22 protein-coding genes are annotated in these 25510 nt (G+C 41.8%); 8 read left to right on the top strand and 14 right to left on the bottom strand.

Translation table 11 applies throughout. The features are described 5' to 3' along the window. The first annotated feature begins 276 nt into the window (after window positions 1–276). Window positions 277–2055: a penicillin-binding protein 2 gene (mrdA, locus tag CRI9333_RS15065; RefSeq protein WP_015204026.1), complete on the top strand. Its 1779-nt coding sequence runs from the start codon at window positions 277–279 to the stop codon at window positions 2053–2055. A gap of 212 nt (window positions 2056–2267) precedes the next feature. Here the strand turns inward: mrdA and CRI9333_RS15060 are convergent, their stop codons facing one another. The 4 genes from CRI9333_RS15060 to CRI9333_RS15045 all read right to left on the bottom strand — a co-directional run bounded on the left by CRI9333_RS15060 (window position 2268) and on the right by CRI9333_RS15045 (window position 6715). Further along, window positions 2268–2918 (bottom strand): DUF4340 domain-containing protein, encoded by a 651-nt coding sequence (locus CRI9333_RS15060; RefSeq protein ID WP_015204025.1) that lies wholly within the window; start codon window positions 2916–2918, stop codon window positions 2268–2270. A gap of 143 nt (window positions 2919–3061) precedes the next feature. After that, window positions 3062–4624 (bottom strand): GldG family protein, encoded by a 1563-nt coding sequence (locus tag CRI9333_RS15055; protein WP_041226070.1) that lies wholly within the window; start codon window positions 4622–4624, stop codon window positions 3062–3064. A gap of 64 nt (window positions 4625–4688) precedes the next feature. Further along, window positions 4689–5498 carry an ABC transporter permease gene (locus tag CRI9333_RS15050; RefSeq protein WP_015204023.1) on the bottom strand — a complete coding sequence of 270 codons (810 nt, stop codon included), beginning with the start codon at window positions 5496–5498 and terminating at the stop codon, window positions 4689–4691. Window positions 5499–5740: 242 nt separating this feature from the next. Beyond that, window positions 5741–6715 carry an ABC transporter ATP-binding protein gene (locus CRI9333_RS15045; protein WP_015204022.1) on the bottom strand — a complete coding sequence of 325 codons (975 nt, stop codon included), beginning with the start codon at window positions 6713–6715 and terminating at the stop codon, window positions 5741–5743. 348 nt (window positions 6716–7063) lie between these two features. Here CRI9333_RS15045 and CRI9333_RS15040 point away from each other — a divergent pair, with 348 nt between their 5' ends. Both CRI9333_RS15040 and CRI9333_RS15035 read left to right on the top strand, forming a co-directional pair. Next, entirely contained in the window at window positions 7064–9127 is a 2064-nt protein-coding gene (locus CRI9333_RS15040; protein ID WP_015204021.1) for an S-layer homology domain-containing protein, read from the top strand. Between the two features lie 20 nt (window positions 9128–9147). Then, window positions 9148–9837: a hypothetical protein gene (locus tag CRI9333_RS15035; RefSeq protein WP_015204020.1), complete on the top strand. Its 690-nt coding sequence runs from the start codon at window positions 9148–9150 to the stop codon at window positions 9835–9837. Between the two features lie 172 nt (window positions 9838–10009). Here CRI9333_RS15035 and CRI9333_RS15030 read toward each other — a convergent pair whose 3' ends face one another. The 7 genes from CRI9333_RS15030 to pstS form a co-directional block, all read right to left on the bottom strand. Then, entirely contained in the window at window positions 10010–11548 is a 1539-nt protein-coding gene (locus CRI9333_RS15030) for a family 10 glycosylhydrolase (RefSeq protein ID WP_015204019.1), read from the bottom strand. A gap of 13 nt (window positions 11549–11561) precedes the next feature. Further along, entirely contained in the window at window positions 11562–11714 is a 153-nt protein-coding gene (locus CRI9333_RS26805; protein WP_015204018.1) for a hypothetical protein, read from the bottom strand. Window positions 11715–12032: 318 nt separating this feature from the next. After that, window positions 12033–12431, bottom strand: coding sequence for a photosystem II protein Psb27 (psb27, locus tag CRI9333_RS15025; protein ID WP_015204017.1), 399 nt, complete (start codon window positions 12429–12431; stop codon window positions 12033–12035). Between the two features lie 281 nt (window positions 12432–12712). Continuing rightward, window positions 12713–13519 (bottom strand): phosphate ABC transporter ATP-binding protein PstB, encoded by an 807-nt coding sequence (pstB, locus tag CRI9333_RS15020; RefSeq protein ID WP_015204016.1) that lies wholly within the window; start codon window positions 13517–13519, stop codon window positions 12713–12715. Window positions 13520–13837: 318 nt separating this feature from the next. Beyond that, the gene (gene pstA / locus CRI9333_RS15015) at window positions 13838–14731 is read right to left on the bottom strand and encodes a phosphate ABC transporter permease PstA (RefSeq protein ID WP_015204015.1); all 894 of its coding nucleotides are present in this window, start codon (window positions 14729–14731) and stop codon (window positions 13838–13840) included. A 163-nt stretch (window positions 14732–14894) separates the two neighbouring features. Continuing rightward, window positions 14895–15845 carry a phosphate ABC transporter permease subunit PstC gene (pstC, locus tag CRI9333_RS15010; RefSeq protein ID WP_015204014.1) on the bottom strand — a complete coding sequence of 317 codons (951 nt, stop codon included), beginning with the start codon at window positions 15843–15845 and terminating at the stop codon, window positions 14895–14897. Window positions 15846–15958: 113 nt separating this feature from the next. Beyond that, the gene (gene pstS / locus CRI9333_RS15005) at window positions 15959–17116 is read right to left on the bottom strand and encodes a phosphate ABC transporter substrate-binding protein PstS (RefSeq protein WP_015204013.1); all 1158 of its coding nucleotides are present in this window, start codon (window positions 17114–17116) and stop codon (window positions 15959–15961) included. Between the two features lie 302 nt (window positions 17117–17418). Between pstS and bioB the strand changes: the two genes are divergently transcribed. The 4 genes from bioB (at window position 17419) to CRI9333_RS14985 (ending at window position 22345) form a co-directional block, all read left to right on the top strand. Further along, the gene (gene bioB, locus CRI9333_RS15000) at window positions 17419–18555 is read left to right on the top strand and encodes a biotin synthase BioB (RefSeq protein WP_015204012.1); all 1137 of its coding nucleotides are present in this window, start codon (window positions 17419–17421) and stop codon (window positions 18553–18555) included. 158 nt (window positions 18556–18713) lie between these two features. After that, window positions 18714–19298 carry a biotin transporter BioY gene (locus CRI9333_RS14995; protein ID WP_015204011.1) on the top strand — a complete coding sequence of 195 codons (585 nt, stop codon included), beginning with the start codon at window positions 18714–18716 and terminating at the stop codon, window positions 19296–19298. A gap of 45 nt (window positions 19299–19343) precedes the next feature. Beyond that, window positions 19344–19823, top strand: a complete 480-nt coding sequence (lspA, locus tag CRI9333_RS14990; RefSeq protein ID WP_015204010.1) for a signal peptidase II — start codon at window positions 19344–19346, stop codon at window positions 19821–19823. Window positions 19824–20086: 263 nt separating this feature from the next. Next, window positions 20087–22345 carry a transglycosylase domain-containing protein gene (locus CRI9333_RS14985; protein ID WP_015204009.1) on the top strand — a complete coding sequence of 753 codons (2259 nt, stop codon included), beginning with the start codon at window positions 20087–20089 and terminating at the stop codon, window positions 22343–22345. A 125-nt stretch (window positions 22346–22470) separates the two neighbouring features. Here CRI9333_RS14985 and CRI9333_RS14980 read toward each other — a convergent pair whose 3' ends face one another. The 3 genes from CRI9333_RS14980 to CRI9333_RS26800 form a co-directional block, all read right to left on the bottom strand. Continuing rightward, window positions 22471–23880, bottom strand: a complete 1410-nt coding sequence (locus CRI9333_RS14980) for a DUF4335 domain-containing protein (RefSeq protein ID WP_015204008.1) — start codon at window positions 23878–23880, stop codon at window positions 22471–22473. Beyond that, on the bottom strand, window positions 23877–24503 hold the full coding sequence (locus CRI9333_RS14975) for a DUF3038 domain-containing protein (RefSeq protein WP_015204007.1): 627 nt from the start codon (window positions 24501–24503) through the stop codon (window positions 23877–23879). The genes CRI9333_RS14980 and CRI9333_RS14975 overlap by 4 nt, the downstream gene beginning before the upstream one ends. A gap of 84 nt (window positions 24504–24587) precedes the next feature. Next, window positions 24588–24755: a hypothetical protein gene (locus tag CRI9333_RS26800; protein WP_157462332.1), complete on the bottom strand. Its 168-nt coding sequence runs from the start codon at window positions 24753–24755 to the stop codon at window positions 24588–24590. Between the two features lie 204 nt (window positions 24756–24959). Between CRI9333_RS26800 and CRI9333_RS14970 the strand changes: the two genes are divergently transcribed. Then, window positions 24960–25472 (top strand): adenine phosphoribosyltransferase, encoded by a 513-nt coding sequence (locus tag CRI9333_RS14970; RefSeq protein WP_015204006.1) that lies wholly within the window; start codon window positions 24960–24962, stop codon window positions 25470–25472. Window positions 25473–25510: the final 38 nt, after the last annotated feature.

Here is a 25510-nt window from a genome sequence, read left to right as displayed (position 1 = left end):
CCAAATATTTTTGAGTTATACCCAACATAACTAATGGCGTATTTATAATTTATGAGTTATTTCTAATGTTAGATGGCAACGCCAGAGGTGTCTAAGTGGACTTTGGTTTATTTTATCCGTCTAATAGCAATGTAGGATGGTATGTCTTAAAGGATGAATAAATACTTCACATAGCTCAATCGGTAATCAACCCATCGACTAACTAGGTGGAAGTAATGATAAAAGCATTCCTCCTGCCGTCTGTTTTCCCAGTAATAAATACAGTAACAACTACTTATGACCTTTGTGCAGCCTTCCTCAGATAGGGGTCAAAAGTCTACCCTTAATGTTGGACGTACTAACAAGCCTTTGATCTTGATGTTAATTGTCACCCTCACCATGATGGGTGGAATTGGCGCTCGTCTAGCCTACCTACAGATTATTCAGGGTCAAGAAAACCGTGAGTTAGCACAAGATAATCACATTCGTCTTATTCCCAAGCTACCTGTACGAGGCAACCTTTTAGATCGTAAGGGCAGACTTCTGGCGGGTAATCGCTTAACTTACTCAGTTTTTCTTTGGCCAATGGCTCCCAAGCAACCAGATTGGCAAAAAACCAAGGAGCGTCTTTCCCAAGTTTTGAATATGAAGGAAGAGGAGATTACCCAACTGCTGGCAAAAGCTGGTTATAACCCTAGTATGAGGGTACGCCTTGCTCGGAACATTACCCCTGCACAAATCACAGCGTTAGCAGAATACGGTAACGACCTCGATGGCGTAGAAGTTGATATTGAAGCAATCAGAAGCTACCCCAATGGAGATTTAGCGGCTCACGTACTAGGTTACACAGGTGAAATGAGTACTGAGGAGCTAGTTAAACGTCGCTCTGAAGGTTATCGCTTGGGTGATTTTGTGGGTCAGATGGGTGTAGAGGCAGCTTTTGAGAAACAACTGCGAGGAGAATGGGGTGGGCAACAAGTAGAGGTGGATGGTTCGGGACAGGTAGTCAAAATTTTAGGTCAGAAAGAGTCTAAACCAGGCACAGATGTTCACTTAACCCTGGATTTGGATGTGCAGAAGGCAGCCGAGGCAGCATTAGGAAATCGCCAAGGTGCAATTTTAGCAATGAATCCCCAAAATGGCGCTATTCTAGCAATGGCTAGTCGTCCAACTTTTGACCCTAATATCTTTTCCAAGAGGATTACACCAGAAACTTGGCAGAAAATACAAAGTGAAGACCATCCATTTGTTAACCGCGCTATACGGGGATTTCCACCTGCTAGTACTTTTAAAATTATTACTACAACGGCGGGGATAGAATCGGGCAAGTTTTCGGAAAATACAAGGCTACAAACCTATGCCTCGCTGACTATTGCTGGGAGAAAGTTTGCTGACTGGAACCATGCCGGATTCGGTGTTCTAGGATTTGCAGGTGCGCTGAAATGGAGTAGTGATACTTTCTTTTATCAAGTTGGTAAGGAAATTGGAGGACAAACGCTGATTGATTGGACTCATAAGTATGGTTTTGGTCAAAAAACCGGAATAGAGTTAGCACCAGAAGAGGCTGCTGGTTTAGTGGCAGATGAAACTTGGAAGCGTAAGCGTTTAAGAGAGCCTTGGACTGTTGGAGACACGGTAAATATGTCTATTGGTCAAGGTTTTTTACAGGCGACACCGCTACAACAAGCAGTGATGTTTTCTGTACCTGCTAATGGCGGTTATAGGGTTAAGCCTCACCTACTGAAGGATGATGAGGAATCTAAACAGTGGCGAGAGTCTTTAAATTTAAAACCACAGACAATCAGAGTATTGCGCCAAGGACTACGAGCAGTGGTAGACGGTGGTACTGGAGCAGCTTTGAATTCACCAACTCTTCCTACTACGGCTGGTAAAAGTGGCACAGCAGAAGCTCCCCCTGGAGAACCTCACGTTTGGTTTGGCGGCTATGCACCTGCTGAGAAACCAGAGATTGTAGTTGTGGCTTTTGGTGAACATGAAGGTGCTAATGGTGGCGGCGGTAAAATTGCTGCGCCAATGGTTCTTAAAGTTATGGAAGCGTATTTCAAGAAACAATGAACAATTAACAATTAAGTAGCTGGGAGTAATTAAACATCAATTATCAAGGTTGGTTCATTGGGTAGGAATTATGGGTTATGAGTGCAGTTGATATAACCTTTTCAAGGATAATTAACTCACCGGAATGTTACTTTTATTTCCACCCAGCTAATTACTACATAACTTCATTTATGAGCAATATCATTGAATTTTTAATTGATAATTGTTAATTTTTAAGGTGAAGGGATAATTAGTTTTGGCTGCTCAGGTGTAGATTTTTTACTGTTAGTTTGAGACTTATCTTGAGAAGCTGGCTTTGATTGCCATTCTGGTAACGGTCGTTTTACAGCATTTTCAAGGTCTTTAGTTAATAGTACCAACTGACGTTGTTGTGGTTTGTCCGTAGGCGGGTCTACTTGAGCATAGAGAAAAGTATTGTTAAAGTTAGACTTACCCAAAATTAGCTGATGGGTTTGCTGATTTTTTAGCTTAATTTCTACTATTGCTTGGGGTTGATCTAGCCCGTATTGCTGAATCTCATCAGCCGCGACAGTTAATATGCGATCGCTCTTCGCACTTACTAACAAGTTTAGTAAAAAAGCTACAGATGGATCGCTAGCTGGTTTATCAACAGGAAATTTCATTTGCCAAGGAGATTTACTAAATTCAATTCCAGCTTGCTGTACTCGCTCAAATTTCAGCAGTTGTTCTGGGGTTTTAATAGTAAAAGATTGGATTTGATCTTTATCAAAATCAAATATTTTTCGTTCTTTAATGGTTGCTGCTTCTTGCTGTCGCGCTGGTTTCATTTCAGAGAAATAAACAAATCCCCCCAAACCTAAAGCTAAGAGTACTAAAATCCAAGTTGTCCACTGCAATTTCATAAATCAATTAACAATTAACAATAACTGATGACTCATACTTAAGCTAACGCGCAAATAGGCTTGTAAATTTGGAATAAAGCAAAATCTCTTCCCCTCCCTCCTCTCCCCCTAAAATATAAAATGCGCGAAACACAACAGCGAACTTAACGCCGTCTCCACCACATCATCCCTGCTGTCGTAAACCCAATTAAAGGGATAATTAACAGAGCCGTCCAAGTTAATAATTGTCCTAGCTGCGGAGTCAGATTAATCCGACGATTTTTGGCTTCTTTGGGACGAATGGAAAGAACTTGTTGATCTTGTTTACTTAACCAGCTTACTGAATTCAGGAAAACATCTCCGTTGAGTTGCTGTTCAAATAACCCATTAGTCATAAATTCTGAATTACCTAAGACAACCAAGCGTGAAGAGGTAGTATCTTGATTAGCCTGAGTTGCTGATGGAGTAGAGTTAGTTTTTGCCAACGCCACACCTAGAGTTAATGGTCCCTGGCGATCGCTATCTGCATTAAACTCTAATTGTTCCCCTTCTGAATTACTTTCTGCCCAACTTTGATTATCTGTGATCAACAAAGGAGTTTGCTCAATTCCTTTGACAGGAGTTATTTCTATTGGTCGGGATAGGGGATAAAAAGAAATGTCATTACCGAAATCTTTAGTAATTGGATGCTGACTATACTGGGTAACTACCGCCGTAGCAGCACCTAACCCTACTAAACGTCCTTTTCCAGAAGCATCAACCGCTAACCGATTATCTAACTTAACTCCCCACTCTTGCAGTAAGCTATCCAGTTTCAGATCTGTCTTCGGGTCTACCATTATTAATAAACTGCCACCCCCAGACAAGTAATTTTTTAAAGCATTTACTTCCCCTGGAAATAGCGCCCGTTTTGCACCCGCTACAACTACCGCAGCCGCATCTGTAGGAATTGCTGATTTTTGTGCCAAATTCAGTGGTTGAGCCGTAAAGTTTTGATCTTGTAGCCTACTAATAGCTTGAGAAATTCCACCTTGTACAGAATCTAAGGGACGTTCACCATGTCCTTGTAGAAAGTATATTTTAGCTTGGCGATCGCTAAAAATTTGCGTTATCCCATTAGTCACCTTAGCTTCAGAAAGTGAATCTCCTGGCTGTAAATTTTGCACTAACTGCCGCTTTTTTCCAGATTCTACATACACTTCACCAGCAGATTTCACTCCAAACTGCTGCGCCACTCCTGGTTTCAGTTCAGGATCAACAAAATCAAAGCTAAATTGAGAACTAGATCGACGGTAATTTTCTAACAATTCTCGATTTGCTGGGTTTTGGTTACTCTCAAATACCCATAGTTTTACAGGTTGTTGCAAAGACTTGACAACTTGTTGTGACTGCGGTGAGAGAGTAAACAGTTGATTTTCAGTTAAATCCAAACGCACTGCATGACGGACAGCCAGAAAATTAATCAAAGCTAAAATTCCCAGAACTGCCAAGGTTGCTACTATAGCATTTGTACTTACTTGAGTAGATCTACGCCCCCAAAACTTGCGTGCAGCGCTGCCTATAAACAGCCACAAAATTATAATTACTATTCCAGTAATTAACAAAGTTAAGGGAATTAGCGACCTAGTACCAGAGACATATTGAGCCACTAATCCCATAATGCACAAGATTGGCCCTAACAAAAAAAGATATTCTAAATACTGCCGATTTTTAGTGATGGTTTTCATATTAGACATTAGCTATCCATTATCAATTACCAATTATCAATCCTTAGTAATTGTTAATTGTTACTTATGAGCGTTGGAAACGAAGTGCTTCGATAGACTGTGCTGTGAGAAATATGCCTAAAACAATGTAGCTAACAAATATAATCAAGCTACTTGTATCCAAGACACCTTGGATTAAATTGTTGTAATGTTTAAGTAAAGATAAATGGCTGATAGCGTCTCCTATTGGACCGCCGATACTTTTTGCCATCAAATCAATTATCCATAAGCTTAAAACTAAAAAGAACGTCATAAATGCAGCTAAAATCGAGCTATCAGTTACTGAAGAAATAAACATTCCTAAAGATAAAACGGCTGCTGCTAGTAAAATCAAGCCTAAATGGGCGAGGATTGGTACACCAGGTTGAATTGATGGTTTTGCTGCACTGAAGGCGATCGCTTCATACAGTAATAACGGTAGTACCATTGTGATAAAAAACGTTAGCACTCCTAAGAGTTTTCCCACAGCTACCGCCCAGTTGGTGAGAGGGGACGTTGCCAATAGTTCTAGAGTTCCGCGCTTGCGTTCTTCAGCATACAACCCCATTGAGAGAATTGGCAGCACAAATAAAGCCAGCGATCCCATCACGCCTAAGAAAATTCGCAAAAATTCATAAGGTACATCTAAAGGAGGCGTAAATTCAACTTGTTGTCCTTGTAAATCTCTCAAAGCAGCTTGTTGAATAATACCTTCTGGTCCAAGCAGAATCGCTACAAAAAAGAAGCCAGATAGCAGCCAGAAAACAGCCGCCACTACATAAGCAAGTGGTGAAGCAAAATAGCCTTGCAATTCTTTTCTATAAATCGCCAAAATGTTAGCAATTATGACATTCATATTAATTTTAGATTGTAAATTTATAACTAAATTTGGCTAAGTAAAAAATCACAAAAAACCCGGTTAAATTATCCATATAAAAACCTAAGTTTTACCCCATTTTTTACTGGGAAGGTAAATAATTATGGATGCCTAAACATCTACCATAATCGGGTATATGCGGAATTAGGTGCAAATGTTCTTATTATGAACACTCTGATCTCGATCTCCCCCTGTCTCCTCTGCAAAGGAAAATACTGTCACTAAAATCCCTCTCCGTTGAGGCTTTGAACAGCTTTATCCTCTAGCGTCAGTTTTAAAAAGACATCTTCCAGACTAGCAAAAGTGCGTCGCATCTCATACAACCCTAACCCAGCCTTAATAATCAAACTAGCAATATCCCGACCAGGCTCTGCTCCTGGTTGTGTAATCACACGAATTAAACAGCGATTTTCAGGTAAATCTTTAGCTGGAACTAATTCAACCACACTTACTCCAGGCAAAACCGTGAGCATTTTTTGGAGCGCTAGAGGTTCACCATCTACCTCTATTTCATAACCAGATCCTCCAGTCAATTGTGCCATCAAATTGTCAGGAGTATTAGTAGCAACAACCTGACCCTTATTGATAATAGTTACACGGCTACAGGTCATACTGACCTCTGGCAGGATATGGGTAGAGAGGATGATTGTATGGTCAGAAGCAAGGCTTTTAATTAACTGGCGTACTTCGATGATTTGCCGAGGATCAAGACCAACGGTAGGTTCATCTAGAATAATCACTGGTGGATCGTGGACGATCGCTTGAGCTATCCCCACACGCTGTCTAAAGCCTTTAGAAAGCTTGCGAATCAGGACATGACGCTTTTCGAGTAGATTACAACGCTCAATAGCTGAGTTAACTTTGGTGGTGCGATCGCGTCTTCTTACTCCTTTAATCCCCGCGACAAATTTCAGAAATTCCTCGACAGTCATTTCTGGATATAAAGGCGGATTCTCCGGTAAGTAACCAATTCTACGCCGCACAGCCATAGAATCTTCGTGAACATCGTAACCTGCGATCCGCGCAGTCCCACTGCTAGCTGGCAAATACCCAGCTAAAATCCGCATAGTTGTGGTTTTACCCGCTCCATTCGGTCCTAGAAATCCTAAAATTTCCCCTGGAGCCACAGAAAAGGTAAGATCCTGAATAGCTGGGGTCGAGCCGTAGGTTTTGCTTAAATGCTCAACTTCAATCATTTTGATGCACGAAAAAAAGCAAGTTGTATTAAGGCGTTAGCGATCAGCCAAATATTGATTGTAGACTTAACTGATTGAAAAATCTGGTTATTTTTGTTGACCTGCATCAGTTATTATTTATCCTTCTCAACACCATTGACAATTTATTTCAAGATACTACTCAACTATGAAGCTTGTGTGACGTATTTGTTGCAGGAGGTCAGGTTTTACGCAGATTAAAAAAGTTAAGCGTCCCTAAAGCTTGAAAAATTAGGTTTTTTTCCAGTCACACAACACCAGCCCCCAGTCCCCAAAGCCTAAATATTTGGTAAAAATGCGTAAGTCCTATTGATAAATTGATACTTTTATATGGCTCAATCGATCTTATATGTCAACCCTGTTACAGGTAAGGATACTGGAGTAGGTAACTTAACCGCCCCTTTGAAAAGCCTCACTAAAGCACTTAGTCTAGCTACCTCTGGAACGACAATTCAATTAGCTGCTGGCACTTACAATACTGCTACTGGTGAAATTTTCCCCATAGTTATTCCTGCTGGAGTAATGGTTTTAGGCAATGAACCGAACTTAGGCAAGGGTATTGTCATTGAAGGTAGTGGGCAATATGTTAGCCCGACTCTGGGTAGCCAAAATATTACGCTCAGACTAGAGATGAATGCCCAGTTAAGAGGAGTAACGGTAACTAATCGTAATGCTACTGGAACTGGGGTGTGGATTGAATCAACTTCCGTCACCCTTGCTAATAATACATTTACAGCTTGTGGGCGTGAGGGCGTTTTGGTGACAGGGACGGGTAAACCGATAATTATTGATAATCGGTTTTTCCAAAATGCTGCTAGAGGTCTTTCTTTAGTGCGTAATGCTAAAGGGGAAGTACGCCGAAATGTGTTGGAAAAAACAGGTTATGCCATTGCTATCGGCGATCAAGCTGCTCCTTTAGTTTCAGATAATAAAATTACGGGTAATAGCACTGGTATTGTTTTATCTAGGCAAGTGCGACCAGTATTTCGTCGCAATTTAATTGAAAAAAATACTATAGCTGGTTTGGTTGTTACTGAGGAAGCACGCCCAGATTTGGGTAGTCGTCAAGATGCCGCAGGCAATATCCTACGAGATAATGGTCAAGTTGATCTGCAAAATTCCACAACTTTTAAGTTAGTTTCGGCGGGAAATCAGCTAAATCCATCTAGTGTACAAGGACAAGTAGATTTTATTGCGGCTGAAGTGGGTGCTTTTGCAGTTGGTCCCGCTCAATTTAGTGATATTGCTGGTCATTGGGCGGAATTGTTTATCCAAAGATTAGTAAATCGTGGTTTAGTAAATGGTTTTCCTGATGGCACTTTCAAGCCACAAGCTAATATTAATCGGGCGCAGTTTGCGGCAATGATTTTTAATACTTTTGATTTGCCATTAATTAAGCGCGATGTTGTGGTATTTAAAGATGTCAAAAGTGATTTTTGGGCAGCAAAAGCGATTCAAAAGGTTGCTCAGATGGGGTTTATTTATGGATTTCCTGACCAAACATTTCGACCAGCACAAAATGTCACGCGAGTACAAGCGATCGCCGCGATCGCAAGTGGTTTAGGATTAACTGGCGGTAATCTAAATTTGCTGTCTTTCTATCAAGACCGCGCCCAAATCCCCAGCTATGCTACTAATGGAATTGCGATCGCCACTCAAAAACGTTTGGTGGTAAATTATCCCCAGCTAAATCTGCTCGAACCTATGCGGGATATGACTCGTGGCGAGGTAGCAGCATTAATTGTCCAAGCATTAGTAGCAACAGGAAAAGAAACTGCGATCGCTTCTCCTTACATTGTCACGGCTGATCCCTCTCTACCTACCTTCACAGATATCCAAGGACACTGGGCAGAAAATTTCATTCGGGTACTAACCAACCAAAACTTTATGAGAGGGTTTGCAGATGGTTCCTTCCAACCGGAAGAAAAACTCACTCGCGCTCAATTAGCATCTTTATTAGTGACAATTTTTAATCCCTCTGCTAAACTACCACCTACTCAATTTACAGACGTTGCGGCTGATTTTTGGGCATCAGCAGTAATTCAACAAGCTTATCGCGGAGGATTTATGTCTGGATTTCCAGATCAAACCTTCCGTCCCAACCAAAATGTGCTAAAAGTGCAAATGATTGTCTCCTTAGCAAATGCACTGTCATTACCTCAAGGGAATGAACAATTTTTAAACCGTTATCAAGATCGTGATGCCATTCCTAGCTATGCTAGATCTACAGTGGCTGCTGCAACACAAAAAAGCTTAGTTGTCAACCATCCTATATTAGGGCAACTTAACCCAAACATGGAAACGACACGAGCTTTATCAGCCGCAATGATTTATCAGGCATTAGTTAGTATTGGACGCTTGCCTGCTATTAACTCTGCCTATATTGTTTCTTAATTCTGGTGCTTTGAGGTCTAATGACGCAGTTAACCCAAGATGCAAGTACTGCTTACGCGATCGCACTGCTTGTTCAATATTGCTTTGATCTGCGCGGGTATCAGGCTGAGGAATTAGTGCGAGCATGGCTCCATAACTATAAATCTAGCTGGGTGCGTCTTGCGGTAATTGAAGCATTATATCAGGGACGTTACAAAGCTGTTTCTGTAGAGCAAATTTTAGCTACTTGGAATCGGCGTGGTTTCCCAAAATCTCACTTTAATGGGGAATTTGAGCGTCTTATTGGTCGCAAAATTCCCCACAATCTGGCGGTATTTTCCGATGCTTCATCAGTAGCAGAAAATAACATTGACACTATATCAGAGGTACTGTCTGAGCCTGTAGCTTTAAGTGAACAAGTTGATGAAATTGATTCGACATCATCAACGCCAGAATCCGAATTTTCCTCCGAGAAAGCAGTGTCATCGGCTGTTTTAGAAAGCTCTAATAATGATGTAGCTGTTGATTCCTTGACCCAACAGCTAGCAAGTACTAATAGCCCTCTAGATTCAGCCGAAGAACCTGCCAGTTGCCCACTTAATTATCAAGCAGATTGGGAGCGTTGGGAGGTAAGAAAACGTCCCATTGATCAATTTAGCCCTTCAGCAGACGTACCAGATTTTTACTACAAACTTAAGGCAGCGAATGAACAATTAACAATTAACAATTAACAATTATCAATCACCAGCCATTGTTATGTTGATTTCCATCCAGGTACTAAGCTAAGGCGCATTTAATTTGTACATTTTTAGTTGAGAGAAAAGTTATCAAACATTCTTACCCCCTCTCCTCCCTTCTCTGCCCCTCTGCCCCTAAAACAGAAAACGCGCGAAACACAAAAGCTTACAATCGACAAGCTTTGCGCTCGCGGTCAAATTCGGGATCTTGCCAAGAAAAAGCAAAATGGCTCAAAGAATTAACTTGTGGCGTTGCTTGACGAATACCTTGCATCTGCACTTCTAGCGATGGACGATTATTCACAGACTTGCCCCACATCCCAGCAAGCACTGGTTCCACCTTTGTGCCAGCAGGAGCGCGTTTTAACACTCGCTTGACTTGATCCTCAATACAATTGCTATTACCACAGGTAGCGTAAACCATTGGATGCCATTCAATGCTACTAGAAAATCTTTCCCAGGGTTGAAGTCGAGAATCATACCCTACTTGACCAACACCCTGATTAGCTTCTGGAAAAAACACAGTCCCTGTTTTTATCCCTTGCTTCTGTGCTGGTTGCATTGCTAAATTCACAAAGTCCAATATTCCCTGAACAGCATGAGCAACACTTAATTGCCAAAGTTCCCATTGCAGTAGAGGTTGACGTTGTGCAGGAGTTGCCAGCATTTCATTAGGTGGCGGATTGCGACCTTGCCAACTTGGTGATCCTTCTTGGGGATAAAGTTGATCAACCGCTTGAATATCACCTGCTGTAATGACACCATTATTTAGAAATCTCTCAATTAGCACTCGCCCCTTATAATTCAATGCTCGGCCGTATAAAGCTTGTCGGGCAGAATTACCATAAATCCATAAATCCTGTACTTTGGTAACTACAGAATCAGTTCCTTCACCACGAGGATATCTGATGTAGTCAAACAAAATCCCGTCGGGACGACGTTTCACAAATGCCTGCACCAACTGATAGTAGTCTTTTTTGGCTTGTACGTTGTAGGGATCGATAAATACTTGCATCCCATCTGAAAAAGACAATAAAGCCTTTTGCCCCTTGCCATTGCGAGCAAGCACTGAGTCCTTATCAGGGCGGAGAGCATAAGTATAACCGAAGTTCATCGAAAACATCCAAGCATAGACCTGGAGACCTCGCTCACGTCCTTTTTCGATGACTTGCGCTAACAAATCAACTTTTTCACTACCAGGAGTGCGGACTACAGAAGGCCAAGGCGTAGGGTTGTCTCCGGCGGGCAACAAAACCTGACTATCACCAAAAACTTCTACATAAACTTTGTTATAACCCATATTAACAATGCGATCGAGCAACTTATCCATCGCACCAGGGCGACTATCACACGGATAAAGCCGCACCCAAGTAGCCTGGGTATTAGGCCAAGTTTGACTGCGGCACTGGCGCAAGTCCTCGGCGTGTTGCTTTAAAAGGGTTTTATAGCGTTTTTGATTATCTTGGTTGCCTTTTAACGCCACCTTAAGTAAGTTTTCTTTTTCAGAAATCGCCTGTTGAGTAAATCGGCAATATGTAGTTGTTTGTGCTGAGGCAGGTTTAGGAAACCAGCATTGAGTCAACATACTACTCGTCAATAGCGCGGCTACTAAACTACGATTTAAACGTTGGGCTGAAGGTAAAATCTTGAGGGATGCTTCCATAAATCGCTGTTTAGTCAAACTTTTTGATATACCTGTAGACATCAATAAATAACTCTTATAAAGGTTCATCACTACCATCAAATTGTTTCAGCACGCGATTATCAAACACCAAGTTGAGGGAATATCTTCTATTGAAAAGATAACTATCTTCTACTATCTCTGTAAATAAAAGCAGTGCAATTAATTCTCTTGCTGGTTTTACTGGCATCAATCTCAAAATTCAATTTATATATAGTTGTTTCACCTTTTCCCCATTACCAGACTTTTGAAACAGTTTCTTTATCTGATTGCTTTATGGCTAGTAAATGTTCCCGTTAGCTTAACCTCTAATACTGTATTTGGTATCGCTGTAGCTAGATAGGGCGCGGACATTCATTATTTTGAAATTTTTGGTTAACAAATCCTTTGAGGAAAACTGACGATGCAGACTGCTATAAAATGGTGTTAACTATCAAAGAAGGGTTTGATTAATCAAACCCCTAAAATTTGCGATCAATTCAGGAATTAATCTTGGCAACCTTTGCGGTTAAGTTCCACGCTTGAGAGCAGCTTCTATTTGCTCAAACTCCTGCTCTAAACGCTCCTTGAGTTTTTGTGGCAAAGGACGATTGGGATAGGAAGTATATTGAGTAGCTAAGGAATTCAAAGCTGTTCTGATTGTAGTAAAAGAACTAAGCTTACTTACAGAGCTATCTCGACGGTAGCGAGAGGCAAAATCATTGATATCTTGACGCGCTTGAGCCTGTGCAGCCGCTTGCTCTGCTGCACCTTCTGGCAATTCAATCGCTGCTCTCATACTATGCAATAAAGCTAAGGTATCTTGGCGATAATCTCCCGTCATCACCTGGGAATTGCTAGAACAGCCCATTAAGCCAATTACCGCCACTAAAACTAGGGCAATCAGGCGTGAAAAGTAGCGCTTCATAAGCATTTTTCTTTTTTAATGACACAAAAATTCAAAATTAAAGTTAATCCTAGCTTGGATTGATGGTGTACGGATCAAAAAAATTAATTTATTGATAAATAGCAAGCTATTGTACCATTTTTACTAAGATTTATAGTTTAGGCAAAGTATGTATTCTGCATCACATTGGCTTGAGACCTGACAAAGCCCTAAAATAAAAAACTAGCCACCAATTGTCTAGCGTTGGTGGCAAGAAAGCCGATCGCTCGCTACTAGATAAATATGCTAAAGTTAGCCCGAAATTAACCAAAACGACCGCTTACATACGCTTGTGTAGATTGTTCTTTAGGGCTTTGGAAAATTATTTCTGTGCGATCGCACTCAACTAAATAACCAAACCTTTGTCCCTTCTCTGTGACTTCTGCATTAAAAAATGCTGTTAAATCAGCCACACGAGAAGCTTGCTGCATATTATGCGTAACGATGACAATTGTGTATTGCTCTTTGAGTTGATGAATTAATTCTTCAATTCTTAGTGTCGAGATGGGATCGAGAGCAGAGCAGGGTTCATCCATCAATAATACATCCGGCTGAACAGCGATCGCACGCGCTATACATAAACGTTGCTGTTGTCCACCAGATAAAGCTAAACCACTGTCCTTGAGTTTATCTTTAACTTCATCCCATAATGCTGCTTGTCGTAGCGATTTTTCTACCAACTCATCCATATCGCCTTTGTAACCATTAATACGTGCGCCAAAAGCAATATTGTTATATATTGATTTAGGAAAAGGGTTGGCTTTTTGAAACACCATCCCAATCCGCCGCCGCACTTCTACCGGATCTATAGTAGGCGCATAAAGATTTTGGTCGAAGTAATTTACTTTACCTTCCGCCCGAAAACTACTAATCAGATCGTTGAGACGGTTAAAGCACCTGATCAACGTACTCTTACCACAGCCAGAAGGTCCAATAAACGCCGTTACGCTATTTTTAGGGATATCTATGCAAACATCCCGTAACGCCAGAGATTTACCGTAGTAAACATTGAGATTTTTGGCACTTAAAACAGTTTCAGCGTGATTGGGAAAGTGATCGGTCAAAAACATAAATAATTTTTTAGTTTGGGTTCAATTGACTTGTCCACAGCAATAGTTTGGACAAGCACAGCTACTTGTAAGTCAATTTTTAAATTGACGCTCGCAGCATTGGGACGGGAAAGCACTTAAAACAGACAATCAGAGTCAATCCCAAGTAGATTTAGGATAAGCAAAACTTGACAAATTTAAATCTCAGAAATTCTGCACAAAGATAGATGTGCGATTTAACTACCATATCCATCTTATATCGGAGGTATAAGATTTGACATTTTTACTTTTCTTAATTTTAGCTTGCTGTAGTTAAACTTAAGAAGGGAACCTTCAAGATTAATAAACTTTTTGACGAGTTACCCAACGAGCAAAAATGCTTGTAATCAGCACTAGCAGCACCAGAATTAGAGCAGCAGCCCAAGCGAGATCCTGCTGATTTTTAAAAGGAACAATTGCAAAATTATAAACCAAAACTGCCAAAGAAGGAGTCGGGGCGAATACACTATTAGGCCAAAACTGTGAAGACAAAGCTGTAAACAGTAGAGGTGCAGTTTCACCAGATGCGCGGGCGATGGATAATGTCACCCCAGTAGCAATTGCAGGTAAAGCCGCAGGTAAAACTACCCGTGATACAGTTTCAAAATTATTTGCTCCTAGCCCTAAACTTGCCTGTCTAAGTTCTTGTGGCACTAACTGTAAAGCTTCGTCAGTAGTTCTGACAATAATTGGTAACATCAGCACTGACAGAGCAAATCCCCCTGCGATCGCACTAAAAGATTTAAATGTTGCAACCACTAACCCATAAGCAAATACCCCAGCAATAATTGAGGGAACACCACTAAGAACGTTGGTAGCAAAGCGAATCCAGCGAGACGTATTACCAGTACTAAACTCAGTCATATAGATCGCTGCTAGTACGCCAAAGGGAATACTAATCAAAGCAGCAATCCCCACCATGATCACTGTACCTGCGATCGCATTACCAATACCACCACCTGCCACCATTGGCGGTGGCGGCAATTCAGTAAAAATTTTGAGGCTAAAGCTGCCAAACCCTTTGAGTATTAGGTAATAAAGTACTGCTACCAAAGGCAAAATAGCCAAGGCAGTACAAATAAATGCTAATACAGTCATTAAAATACTAAACAGTGTTCGGGGAGAACTTGCAGATCGATTCAAACTCCCAACTGGAAAACCCGAAGAATTCTGCTCTTGGCTGGTATGCCTCATAAATTTAACAAATTACACCTATTATCTAGAAATTGGATTCATTTACTAATTAGGTCAACCTAATTAATTAAAGAAAATATAAAAGGGAAATTTTGAACTACCTCTACCTCCTCTGCCTCCTCTGCCCCTCTGTCTCCTCGTATGTTTTATGAAGTAGAGCTAATTATAGCCGCCTCATGCGGATCACGATTAACTCAGCCAGGATGTTAACTAACAGCGTCAAAATAAACAAAATTAAAGCAGCATACATCAGTGCTGCTACTTGTATACCACTAGCTTCAGCAAATTGATTTGCCAGCAGCGAAGAAATTGTGTTAGCTGGTGCTAGTAGTGAAGGGCTAATCTTGTTGGAATTTCCAATCACCATCGTCACAGCCATTGTTTCACCCATCGCCCGCCCCAGCGCCAACATCACAGCACTAACTATGCCAGAAAAAGCAGCAGGTATAATTACTTGAAAAATTGTTTCCCAACGAGTTGCCCCCAATCCAATAGCCGCCTGTCTGAGTTCAGGAGGAACGGAAATTAAAGCATCGCGGGAGATAGCCGTGATAATTGGCAAAATCATAATAGTAAGAATTAATCCAGCAGGCAGCATACTTGCGCCTGAAGGAGGCGTGCTAAAAATAGGTAACCAGCCAAAATTACTATGCAGCCATCCCCCTAGTTGCTTTAATGAGGGAATCAAAACAAAAATTCCCCACAAACCATAAACAACGCTGGGAATAGCTGCTAGTAGTTCTACCAAAAATACCAGCACCAAACGCACATTTGGCGGCAAAAAATTCTCACTAAGTAAGACAGCCGTGCCAACTCCAATTGGTACAGCCAGAAGCAAAGCTATAAAAGAACTCACCAAAGTTCCATAAACTGGAGCAAGCACCCCGTAGTCCTCATTTACGGGATTCCAAGTGCTAGAAGCTAGAAAACTTAAACCAAACTCACTAATTGCAGGTAAAGCTGCAATAGCAACCTGCACTGCTATCCACAGCAAGATAGCAGCAACTCCTACTGCAAAGAGCCGAGTTACCCAAATAAAACCTCGATCAAATGATTGTGCAAACTTTGATGGAGGTTGAATTGCTGGTTTAGCATCCTTAGCTTCTAAAGTCATAAATTTAAGAACATACTTTTGAACAATGTGGGAGCGAACCTAAGTACGTTCTTAGCACTACTTCCTGTCACTTAAAAACAAGCTTTAGGCGATTTGGAACGTTTCTGGTTTTGCTATTTAGTGGCAGTTGCGCCACCTACCTCAATTTTATAGTCTGGGCTTATTTGATCGGCAGCAGCAGCTACTTGAGTAATTACGTTTTGGGGCAGGGGTACATAACCTAGCTCTGAAGAATTCTTTTGTCCTTCAGTTAAGCCGTATTCAATCATAGCTTCTAAAGCTTTGGCTTTGGCAGCATCAGGATATTGCTTATAAGCAAGTAACCAAGTGTAGGTAACAACTGGATAGGAGTCTTGACCTTCGGGGTCTGTAATAAATGCTCGCAGATTTTCCGGCAGTTTTACTGCTGCTAATGTTTTAGATGCCGATTCTTCGCTAGGGAGAACATAGCTACCTGCTTTATTTTCCAATGCAGCAAATTTCACATTATTTTGCTTGGCATAACCGTACTCAATGTAACCAATTGAGCCTTCAGTTTGGGTGATTTGGGCAGTAACGCCTTCATTACCTTTAGCACCAACACCGACAGGCCAATCGACAGTCTTGCCGTCTCCCACCTTGCTTTTCCACTCAGGACTAATGGCGCTGAGATGTTGGGTAAACACACCTGTAGTACCACTACCATCAGAACGATGCACAACGGTTATGGGTAAATTAGGTAAATTAACGCCAGAGTTAGCAGCAGTAATTTTAGGGTCGTTCCAAGTCTTAATTTTGCCTAGCAAGATATCAGTATAAACTGCTCTGGGTAGCTTCAATCCACTTTCAACACTGGGGAGATTGTAGGCTAACACAATGCTACCAGCCGTCATGGGCAGCAATAATGCTCCCTGTTTTACTTTCTGGATTTCTGCATCCTTCATAGCGACATCGCTAGCTCCAAAGTCTACAGTCCCAGCAGTAAACTGTTCTACGCCAGCGCCGCTACCGACTGACTGATAATTTATCTGAGCTTTGGGATATTTTTTATTAAAATCTGAAAACCAACGCTGATATATAGGAGACGGAAAAGAAGCACCTGCACCAGTTAGCGAGACATTTTGGGCTAAGTCTAGTTTGCCTGGAGTTGCATTAGGAGCATTATTGTTAGTGGCAGTATTATCCGAACCGCCCTGTCCACCACCACAAGCAGCCAAACCGACTGTGAGTGCTACCAACGAAATTGAGGTAGCTAGACGAGATGGATTAAGCAGATTAATACGGAAAATCATTGCTATCAAGTTAGAGTATTTTTACGGGGGAGCCTATACGAACATACAGGTTAATCGTAAAGAGAGTGTAAAGAAAAGGTTAATAACTTGTAAACAATTGGTGATCAGCATCAACTGCACTTAAGTAGTAGCGTCAGAACCATTAACAATGATCAATGACCAACTTATGACGTTAAGTTTATTTCCCCACAGCTACTTAGCAGGTATAAAATTCTAGCTATATTACCGTAGTTTTTGGTAATTGCAGCGTATTCATGGGAGACTGTGATTAGAAATCGCGAACTGCAATTAGAGGAAGAAGCGTGGTTCAAGCGCCATTATCAACTTCAGGAAATCAGACAAGCTCTGATTTCCTGTGTGAGTCTGACCAGTCAGTGCAAGCGTGGCTGTTAAATCTTGCTGAACAGATTATTGCTGGGAAGCGCCTGGATCGAGAAGAAGCGATCGCACTCACCAAAATTGAAGGTACTGACAACATTTTGCTACTCTGCCAAGCTGCCGATTTGGTACGCAAAGGCTGTTGTGGTAATACTGTAGACTTGTGCAGCATTATAAATGTCAAATCTGGCAACTGCTCAGAAAACTGTGGCTTCTGCGCTCAGTCAGCACACCATCCGGCGGAAGATTCGCCGATTTATGGTCTTAAGTCTACTGAAGAAATTCTTACTCAAGCAAAATCTGCCGAATTAGCTGGCGCAACTCGATTTTGCTTAGTCAGTCAAGGACGTGGCCCTAAATATTCCAGCCCGAAATCAGGGGAATTTGAACGCATCCTTGAAACAGTAAGGCTGATTACAACAGAAACTAATATTAAGCCTTGTTGCGCTTTGGGAGAAGTAACACCAGAACAAGCACAAGCTTTAAAAGATGCTGGTGTGACTAGATATAACCATAATTTAGAAGCATCAGAAAACTTTTTCCCAGAAATAGTTACAACTCATAGTTGGCGCGATCGCGTTGAAACTATTAAGCACCTAAAGTCAGCCGGAATTCAAGCTTGTACTGGTGGTATTCTCGGCATGGGCGAAAGTTGGGAAGACAGAGTAGATCTAGCTTTGGCGCTGCGAGAATTAGAAGTAGAATCTGTACCACTTAACTTACTTAATCCCAGAAGTGGCACACCATTAGAAGAAGTTGACAAAATCGATCCTTTTGAAGCACTAAAAGCGATCGCTATTTTCCGCTTGCTTTTGCCAACCCAAATCATTCGCTATGCTGGGGGACGGGAAACTGTCATGGGTGAACTCCAATCTTTAGGACTAAAAGCAGGCATTAACGCCATGCTGATTGGACACTACCTCACCACACTAGGACAACCTCCAGACCAAGATCATGCTATGTTAGAATCCCTTGGTCTAACTGGTGGAGAAGCACCTATTCCTGGTGAATATCCCACTGAGCCAATACCAGCTATATACTCAGACAGAGAAATCCCATAAATTAGAATTTTTCTGTGCCTTTGTAGTTATTTGGATTCACTAAACTATTGGTTTAACGTAACTTTAACTACAGTACGGAATTAGCACAGCTTTTATTAATCAAAAGCGATCGCACCTTGCCCCGAAGTTCTCGCCGTAAACTACTAAAATTTAGTAATGTGTCTGTTCCCAATGAAATTTTGTGGGCAATTATTGGCTTGCTGCTCACCATTGGTGGTAACTTTCTGGAAGCCTATATCATCAACTTTCCTTGGAGTTGGAGTCAACAAGGAGTTAATACTCACTCTGTGGGTGTTACCTACCAAATTGGTGCAGTATTACTTGTAGGCTGTTTGGGTGGCAAAAATGCTGGGGCGCTATCCCAAATTGCTTATCTGGTTATTGGTTTAATGGGGTTTCAAGTCTTTGATCGAGGTGGTGGTTTGGAGTATTTTCAACAACCCACCTTTGGATACTTACTAGGTTTTATCCCTGGTGCTTGGGTTTGTGGTTATCTCGCTTTTCGCAGACAACCAAAATTGGAATTTCTAGCCTTGAGTTGTTTTTTTGGCTTGTTAAGTATTCATCTCGCTGGGTTAAGCTATCTAATTATCTCTCAATTATTGAACTGGAAAGTAAATTATGGCTTATCCCTTTTTCAAGGTATAATTAATTACTCTTTTTATCCATTGCCGGGACAGTTTGTAGTTGTCTGCGCTGTAACAGTAATTGCTTTTACCCTACGCAAACTAATGTTTTACTAAAAAGCTATTAGCTGTATCTTCTGCTATTAGCTTTAAGCGGTTGTTATGAAATTTAAAAATAACTTTTTTTGGATTGCTGCGTTGATTAGTCTAGTTTTAGACTGGTTGACTAAAACCTGGGTGGTACAAAATTTCAAAATTGGCGAAACATTGAACTTGTTGCCTGGAGTATTTCACTTTACTTATGTGACTAATACAGGTGCAGCATTTAGCTTATTTAGCCAAGGTGGAGGTTGGTTGCGCTGGTTGTCCTTGGTAGTTAGCTTAGGCTTAATGGCATTTGCCTTATTTGGCCCAAAGTTCAATATTTGGGAGCAAATCGGCTATGGTTTGATTTTGGGAGGGGCATTAGGTAACGGTATTGATCGTTTTATATCTGGTAAGGTCGTCGATTTTATAGATTTTCGTCTGATCCAATTTCCAGTATTTAATTTAGCAGACGTATTTATTAATGTAGGAATTATCTGCTTGTTGATTGCCAGCTTTCAAAATAAGCCGACATCCAACCAACGAAATCATAAATAATAGACCTGTCTTGAAAAGAGACAGGGGGAGGAGAGAGAGCAAAAATTTTTACGCATTGGTTTTTTAATAAAAACTTATGAGCTTAAAATTACATAAGTAGATAAATTTGGGATTTTATCTGCGGTTAATTTTAATTATGAAAACAAAAAAAATTGCAAGTATGTAGCACTTATTGACTTGAGTACGCCACAATGGTTTAAGATTCTGGAATTCTCCGATAATCTATTGTTTTTATTTCTACAACACCTTTGCGTGAATAGCGCATGACACCTCCTCATCAGCAACAACGTCCGCCTCAAACTCTTCTGGGTCAAGTGACTCAGGCAGTACAGACTATTCAAGCAAAGATTAATTTTTCCCAACTGGCACTCAAACCTAATGCTAAGGTGCCGGAATTATGGGTACAGGAAGCTGATGCGCCTAAAGCCGAAGTATATCCTCTGTTGGGCGATCGCTACGTTCTGGGACGCAGTTCTAAATCCTGCGATATTGTCGTGCGTAACCCAGTTGTCAGCCAGGTACATTTGTCTTTAACGAGGGAAGGGCAAAGGGAAAAATCCTTTGTTCTTAAAGATGAAAATTCTACGAATGGGATTTACTTGGGTAGACGTAGGATCAATTCTTTACCCTTGCGGCATGGTGATGTGCTTAATCTGGGGCCACCAGAATTAGCTCAATCGGTTAGCGTTAAGTACCACTATCCGCCTCCTTGGTATATCCAAGCTATTCGCTACAGTCTTTATGGACTAGGTGGAGTAACAGGGCTGTTTGCATTAGTGATTGGTATTGAGTCCTCTAAGGTTGCGGTGCGACCTTTACCAGATGCTACAGGCCCAGTGGTGGTTTACTCTAACGACCTAGAAGCACCGCTACGTCCGCCCCGTAGTGAAGCTCATATTGATATGCAGCGATTATCAGATTTTTCGCCTTACCTCCCGAAGGCGGTAATGGCTTCAGAAGATGCTCGCTACTACTGGCATTTGGGTGTTGATCCAATTGGAACTTTAAGGGCAATACTAATAAACACCAAAAAAGGTGAAGTGCGTCAAGGCGGTAGTTCGATCACACAGCAGGTGGCGCGTAGTTTGTTTCGTAAGTATGTTGGAACCCAAGATTCTCTCGGTAGAAAAGTGCGAGAAGCGGTAGTTTCTCTAAAGTTGGAAGCTTTTTATAGCAAAGATAGAATTTTGCTAACTTACTTAAATCGGGTGTTTTTGGGTTCAGATACCTCTGGGTTTGAAGATGCGTCACGACATTATTTTGGCAAGTCGGCTCGCGATCTTAGTCTTTCGGAAGCAGCGACATTAGTGGGGATTTTGCCAGCGCCTAATGCTTTCAATCCTTGCCAAAGTTATGAAACCGCTCTGAAACGGCGTAATTTGGTGCTGGGTAGGATGGTAACTGTGGGCGCAATTAGTCAGAATGAGTCAAGAGAGGCTAGGCGATCGCGTCTTGAAGTCAACACCAAAGCTTGTGAACCAAGTAAAAATACTAAAGCACCCTATTTATATGGCTATGTGTTTGAGGAACTAAGGCAAATATTGGGAGATGAAGTAGCCAGAGAAGGTAATTTCCTAATTGAAACAGGCGTGGATTTGCAGATGCAATCCTCAGCCGAAACGAGTCTCCGCAACCACGTCAGTACTGTTGGCAGTGCTAATAAATTTTCTCAAGGAGCGCTAGTTACCTTGGACTCTAGCACTGGTTTAATTCGTGCGATGGTAGGGGGGACTAATTACCAACAAAGCCAGTTTAATCGGGTTACAGGAGCGCAACGTCAACCAGGATCGACTTTTAAATTATTTAGTTACGCTGCTGCTATTGAGCAAGGAATATCGCCGGGAAAGTCTTATTCCTGCGCCCCTCTAAACTGGCAAGGCTTTAGATATCGTGGCTGTGAACATGGCGCTAGTGGCAGTACCGATATGTTTACAGGGATGGCGCTTTCGGAAAACGTTATTGCTTTGCGGGTAGCGCAGGACGTAGGGTTAGAAAAAGTGGTGAGGATGGCGCAAAGGCTAGGGGTGAAGTCTCCACTTAATCCTATTCCTGGTTTAGTTATTGGTCAAAGTGAAGCCAACGTATTAGAAATGACTGGTGCTTTTGGTGCGATCGCTAATAAAGGCATTTGGAACCCGCCCCGCGCGATTAAGCGAATTTATGATAGTAGTGACTGTAGCGATCGCGCTCAACCTAAAACTTGCCGTTTGATCTATGATGCTACCCAAGATAGTCAAGGTAGTCAGCAAGTGCTACAACGTTCCGTCGCCGATACAGTAACCAGTTTGCTTAGAGGTGTTGTGCAGCGCGGCACAGGTCGCAGTGCTAGTTTAGGATTGGGGGAGGCTGGTAAAACAGGCACAACCGACCGCAACGTTGATTTGTGGTTTATTGGTTTTGTACCCAAAAATCAGTTAGTTACAGGTATTTGGTTGGGAAACGACAATAATTCCCCCACTAATGGTAGCAGCGCCCAAGCCGCTCAATTGTGGGGAAACTATATGCGTAAAGTTGTCCAGTAATTATAGCGGTCAGCTATCAGCAGTCAGCACCGTCAGCTTTTTTAAAGCAAATGTTGCCAAAGGTTTTAGAACGCTTAAATGTGTTAACATCTGTGGCTACTGCTATATTTAATTATTTCGACCTCTTACCAACGGCTAATTTCCATAACACCACTAGGTTTTAAAACCACTTTAAAGTGGGCTAGAGGTTCCTCCACATCTACTTTAGAGTTGCTATTTTTAAATAATTCAGGAAGAGGAGTTTTTCTGAGGTAATCAAAGGCGGATTGATTTTGCGGTTCATAGTCTGAAAACACACCGTCTTTATCCACAGCAACTCGATATACCAAATTACGGGTGGAATTAGGTAGACCTTGCCATTTGGGTCTGATTTTGTCGTCTAGCTGTTGCTGTAAACTTTTGAGTTGGTCGGCATCGGTTATTTGTTTCCCTAAGCTAGGTTTGCTGGTATATCCTAGCCAAGGGCTAACTTGTAGTTCTCCTTTATCTGTGAATACCACCTTGAATAAAGCTATACGTTCTGCGATCGCACCTTCGCTATTAGTGGGAGTGTAGAGTAACTTTGGTAGCGGTGTTTCGTCTATGCGATCGCCTGCTGCCGTATTAACTGGTTTGTAAGCTAAAATTGCCCCATCTTTGCCTACCCCTAAGCGATAGATCAGGCTTCTATTCAGTTCACGTCGATTTTCCCATTGCAGATCAATTTGGTTGTAAATTTTCCGTTGTAAAAAATATAGCTGACTAGGCCTAGTAATTTCTGGAACTGAAGCAACCAATGCTTCCAAGTCAGCAGTAGAAGTAGGAGTTCCAGTAGGGTTGGGAGTTGGAGTTGTACTAGGGGTTGGAGTTGTACTAGAGGTGGGAGTTGTGCTAGGAGTTGCCTGAGCCTTAGCATTTGGTGCTGTATCTTTGGGAGGCTCCACCTTGGGAATAGGGATTAAAGAAAATGCGATCGCTGCCACTGCCAAACTTGTCACCCCTAGTGCGGCTGGTGCTGCTCGCTTGGCAACTGGCTCACGAGTAGTTAGATCACGCTTAGATACTGGTTTGAGCTTTAGCGTTAAATCTGGTAGGGTGCGGGAGTCAGCCAGGAATTGATCCACCGCCTCCACTAAATCAAATAACTGTACTGTTGTTAAATCAAAATGTATTGGTTGAGATACTACAGCCGTCTGTCCTGTACTAGATCCGGTTCCTACACTGTTGACTAAATTTGGTTGTACTATTAAACGGTGCCGATTTTTACCTGGAAACGGCTGCAAATGCAATAAAGCTGGCTGGTTACCCGAAGCTACTGGGTGCGGGACTGTACTTAGAAATTCTTGAGCATAATTGCTAACCCCTGACACCAGACTTTCCAGAAAGTCTCTCCCTCCAGTTAGGGGTTGTCGCTGACCAACAAAATGGCACTCAGCATTTACCACAATTGACATGATGGGGCGGGGGTCTGGCTGACCCGTCGTAGATGTGCCATCACTCAGCCCTTCCAAAATTAGCGTACAGTTGGGCAGACTATACTGACGTTTAATCGTCATTCCACCTCTCCATCAAACAAACTGATCCAAAAGCGTTGCATTCCAGAAGTTCCGGTACAGAATAGCAGTTGACTCAACAGTGACATTGCCAAAGCATTTAATTTTTCATCCGACCTGTAATCTGATACAGTTGTGCGTCGTGGATTCATCCGACTACGGAAATGAGCCCTAAACCTTTCTAAATACTCCGACAAGCGAAAATTGTTTTCTACAGGTAGCTGTTTTTCATTAAGTTGTTGGTATTCCAGTAAAAACTGCCGGAGTACCACAGTTAAACGTCTGGCTATATAGCAAGCAACAACCACTAATGCTTTAGCTTCATCTAAAGTTAAGTTACGTCTACTATGAGCTTTTCGTAAAGGGTTAGTACTACGCAAACGCCACAATACTACTCTGTTTTTGATGATCTCCTGAAGTTGCAGATCCTGTACCATTGCCAACATAACTTCAGAACCCCCCAGTTCCAAGGCTTCTATTGCCAGTAGAATCAGGTCAATTTGCACTTTAGCCCGACGTGGCATGACGTTAGATGAAATTGGCGGGCTAGGCAGATTATCCAAAATCATTGGTTTAGGCTGGGCAGTAGGACTGTTTAATGGCATTACGCTCACAGAAAAAATCATTCCAAATAGCACATCTGGGGGAACTTGACATTTACAAGCATTACTTTAAAAGGCTTGCAACCTTATAATAGTTGACACTTGCGCTTAAGCACTCAGCTTGTTAGCGATCAGCTTGGTAAACTCGCCACCGAAATCGGGCAAAAATCTTTTTAGGGTTCCATTGGAAAACTTTTTGCCAAAGCTCATGGGAAACCATAAAAAGCTGAGGGATAACCGTTGAGGGCTAATTGCTTTGACTTTTAATCCTGGCATTTGTGCCTAAGTGCGATTTATCAACTACCGACATTTACATACTCAAGAGCAAGCTAGTTCTGTAGTTTTAGTTTTAAAACAAAAACAATCTAACTTCCTAGTGTACGATTTTCCAGGTATCTAGTAGCAAGCTTCACTCTCTTGAAAAATCGGTTGCCTGGTGCTACAGATGCCATAAACCTCCAATTATCAATTTAGTTGCTCATGGATGTAAAATCTCTAATTCGCGAGATTCCCGACTTCCCTAAGCCTGGAATTTTGTTTCGAGACATAACCACACTGCTACGCGACCCAGAAGGACTACGCTCTACCATTGATACCTTAACCGAGAAGTGTACTGATTTGGCTCCCGATTACATCGTCGGTATGGAGTCACGCGGTTTTATTTTTGGTGCGCCCCTAGCTTATAAATTGGGAGCAGGATTTATCCCTGTACGTAAACCAGGAAAACTGCCTGCTGCTGTACATACGGTTGAGTATGAACTGGAGTATGGTACGGATAAACTAGAGATACATCAAGATGCTTTGCGTCCAGGTAGTCGCGTTTTGATTGTGGATGATCTAATCGCCACAGGTGGAACTGCTGCTGCTACAGCTTCTTTGGTGCAGCAAACTGGCTGTGAACTGGTGGGCTTTGGCTTCATTATTGAGCTAGTGGATTTGAGTGGACGTAAACTATTGCCGGATATTCCGATTAAAACGCTATTTCAATTTTAGATTTTAGATCCCAGATTGGGGGTGGCTGGTAAAACCCC

The organism is Crinalium epipsammum PCC 9333 (genome assembly GCF_000317495.1).
GTDB classification, from domain to species: domain Bacteria; phylum Cyanobacteriota; class Cyanobacteriia; order Cyanobacteriales; family PCC-9333; genus Crinalium; species Crinalium epipsammum.
The sequence above is the reverse complement of the archived record's forward strand: the minus strand, read 5'-3'. Positions and strand labels throughout refer to the sequence as shown.

Excerpts from the sequence above, each read along its gene's own strand:
- CRI9333_RS15055 (WP_041226070.1), bottom strand. The coding sequence starts at position 4,624 with ATGAAAACCATCACTAAAAATCGGCAGTATTTAGAATATCTTTTTTTG.
- CRI9333_RS15030 (WP_015204019.1), bottom strand. The coding sequence starts at position 11,548 with ATGTCTACAGGTATATCAAAAAGTTTGACTAAACAGCGATTTATGGAA.
- CRI9333_RS14970 (WP_015204006.1), top strand. The coding sequence starts at position 24,960 with ATGGATGTAAAATCTCTAATTCGCGAGATTCCCGACTTCCCTAAGCCT.
- CRI9333_RS15035 (WP_015204020.1), top strand. The coding sequence starts at position 9,148 with ATGACGCAGTTAACCCAAGATGCAAGTACTGCTTACGCGATCGCACTG.
- lspA (WP_015204010.1), top strand. The coding sequence starts at position 19,344 with ATGAAATTTAAAAATAACTTTTTTTGGATTGCTGCGTTGATTAGTCTA.
- pstC (WP_015204014.1), bottom strand. The coding sequence starts at position 15,845 with ATGACTTTAGAAGCTAAGGATGCTAAACCAGCAATTCAACCTCCATCA.
- psb27 (WP_015204017.1), bottom strand. The coding sequence starts at position 12,431 with ATGAAGCGCTACTTTTCACGCCTGATTGCCCTAGTTTTAGTGGCGGTA.
- CRI9333_RS15040 (WP_015204021.1), top strand. The coding sequence starts at position 7,064 with ATGGCTCAATCGATCTTATATGTCAACCCTGTTACAGGTAAGGATACT.
- CRI9333_RS14985 (WP_015204009.1), top strand. The coding sequence starts at position 20,087 with ATGACACCTCCTCATCAGCAACAACGTCCGCCTCAAACTCTTCTGGGT.
- CRI9333_RS26805 (WP_015204018.1), bottom strand. The coding sequence starts at position 11,714 with ATGCCAGTAAAACCAGCAAGAGAATTAATTGCACTGCTTTTATTTACA.
- mrdA (WP_015204026.1), top strand. The coding sequence starts at position 277 with ATGACCTTTGTGCAGCCTTCCTCAGATAGGGGTCAAAAGTCTACCCTT.
- CRI9333_RS14980 (WP_015204008.1), bottom strand. The coding sequence starts at position 23,880 with ATGACGATTAAACGTCAGTATAGTCTGCCCAACTGTACGCTAATTTTG.
- CRI9333_RS26800 (WP_157462332.1), bottom strand. The coding sequence starts at position 24,755 with ATGCCAGGATTAAAAGTCAAAGCAATTAGCCCTCAACGGTTATCCCTC.
- CRI9333_RS14975 (WP_015204007.1), bottom strand. The coding sequence starts at position 24,503 with ATGATTTTTTCTGTGAGCGTAATGCCATTAAACAGTCCTACTGCCCAG.
- pstS (WP_015204013.1), bottom strand. The coding sequence starts at position 17,116 with ATGATTTTCCGTATTAATCTGCTTAATCCATCTCGTCTAGCTACCTCA.
- CRI9333_RS15045 (WP_015204022.1), bottom strand. The coding sequence starts at position 6,715 with ATGATTGAAGTTGAGCATTTAAGCAAAACCTACGGCTCGACCCCAGCT.
- CRI9333_RS15060 (WP_015204025.1), bottom strand. The coding sequence starts at position 2,918 with ATGAAATTGCAGTGGACAACTTGGATTTTAGTACTCTTAGCTTTAGGT.
- pstA (WP_015204015.1), bottom strand. The coding sequence starts at position 14,731 with ATGAGGCATACCAGCCAAGAGCAGAATTCTTCGGGTTTTCCAGTTGGG.
- CRI9333_RS15050 (WP_015204023.1), bottom strand. The coding sequence starts at position 5,498 with ATGAATGTCATAATTGCTAACATTTTGGCGATTTATAGAAAAGAATTG.
- pstB (WP_015204016.1), bottom strand. The coding sequence starts at position 13,519 with ATGTTTTTGACCGATCACTTTCCCAATCACGCTGAAACTGTTTTAAGT.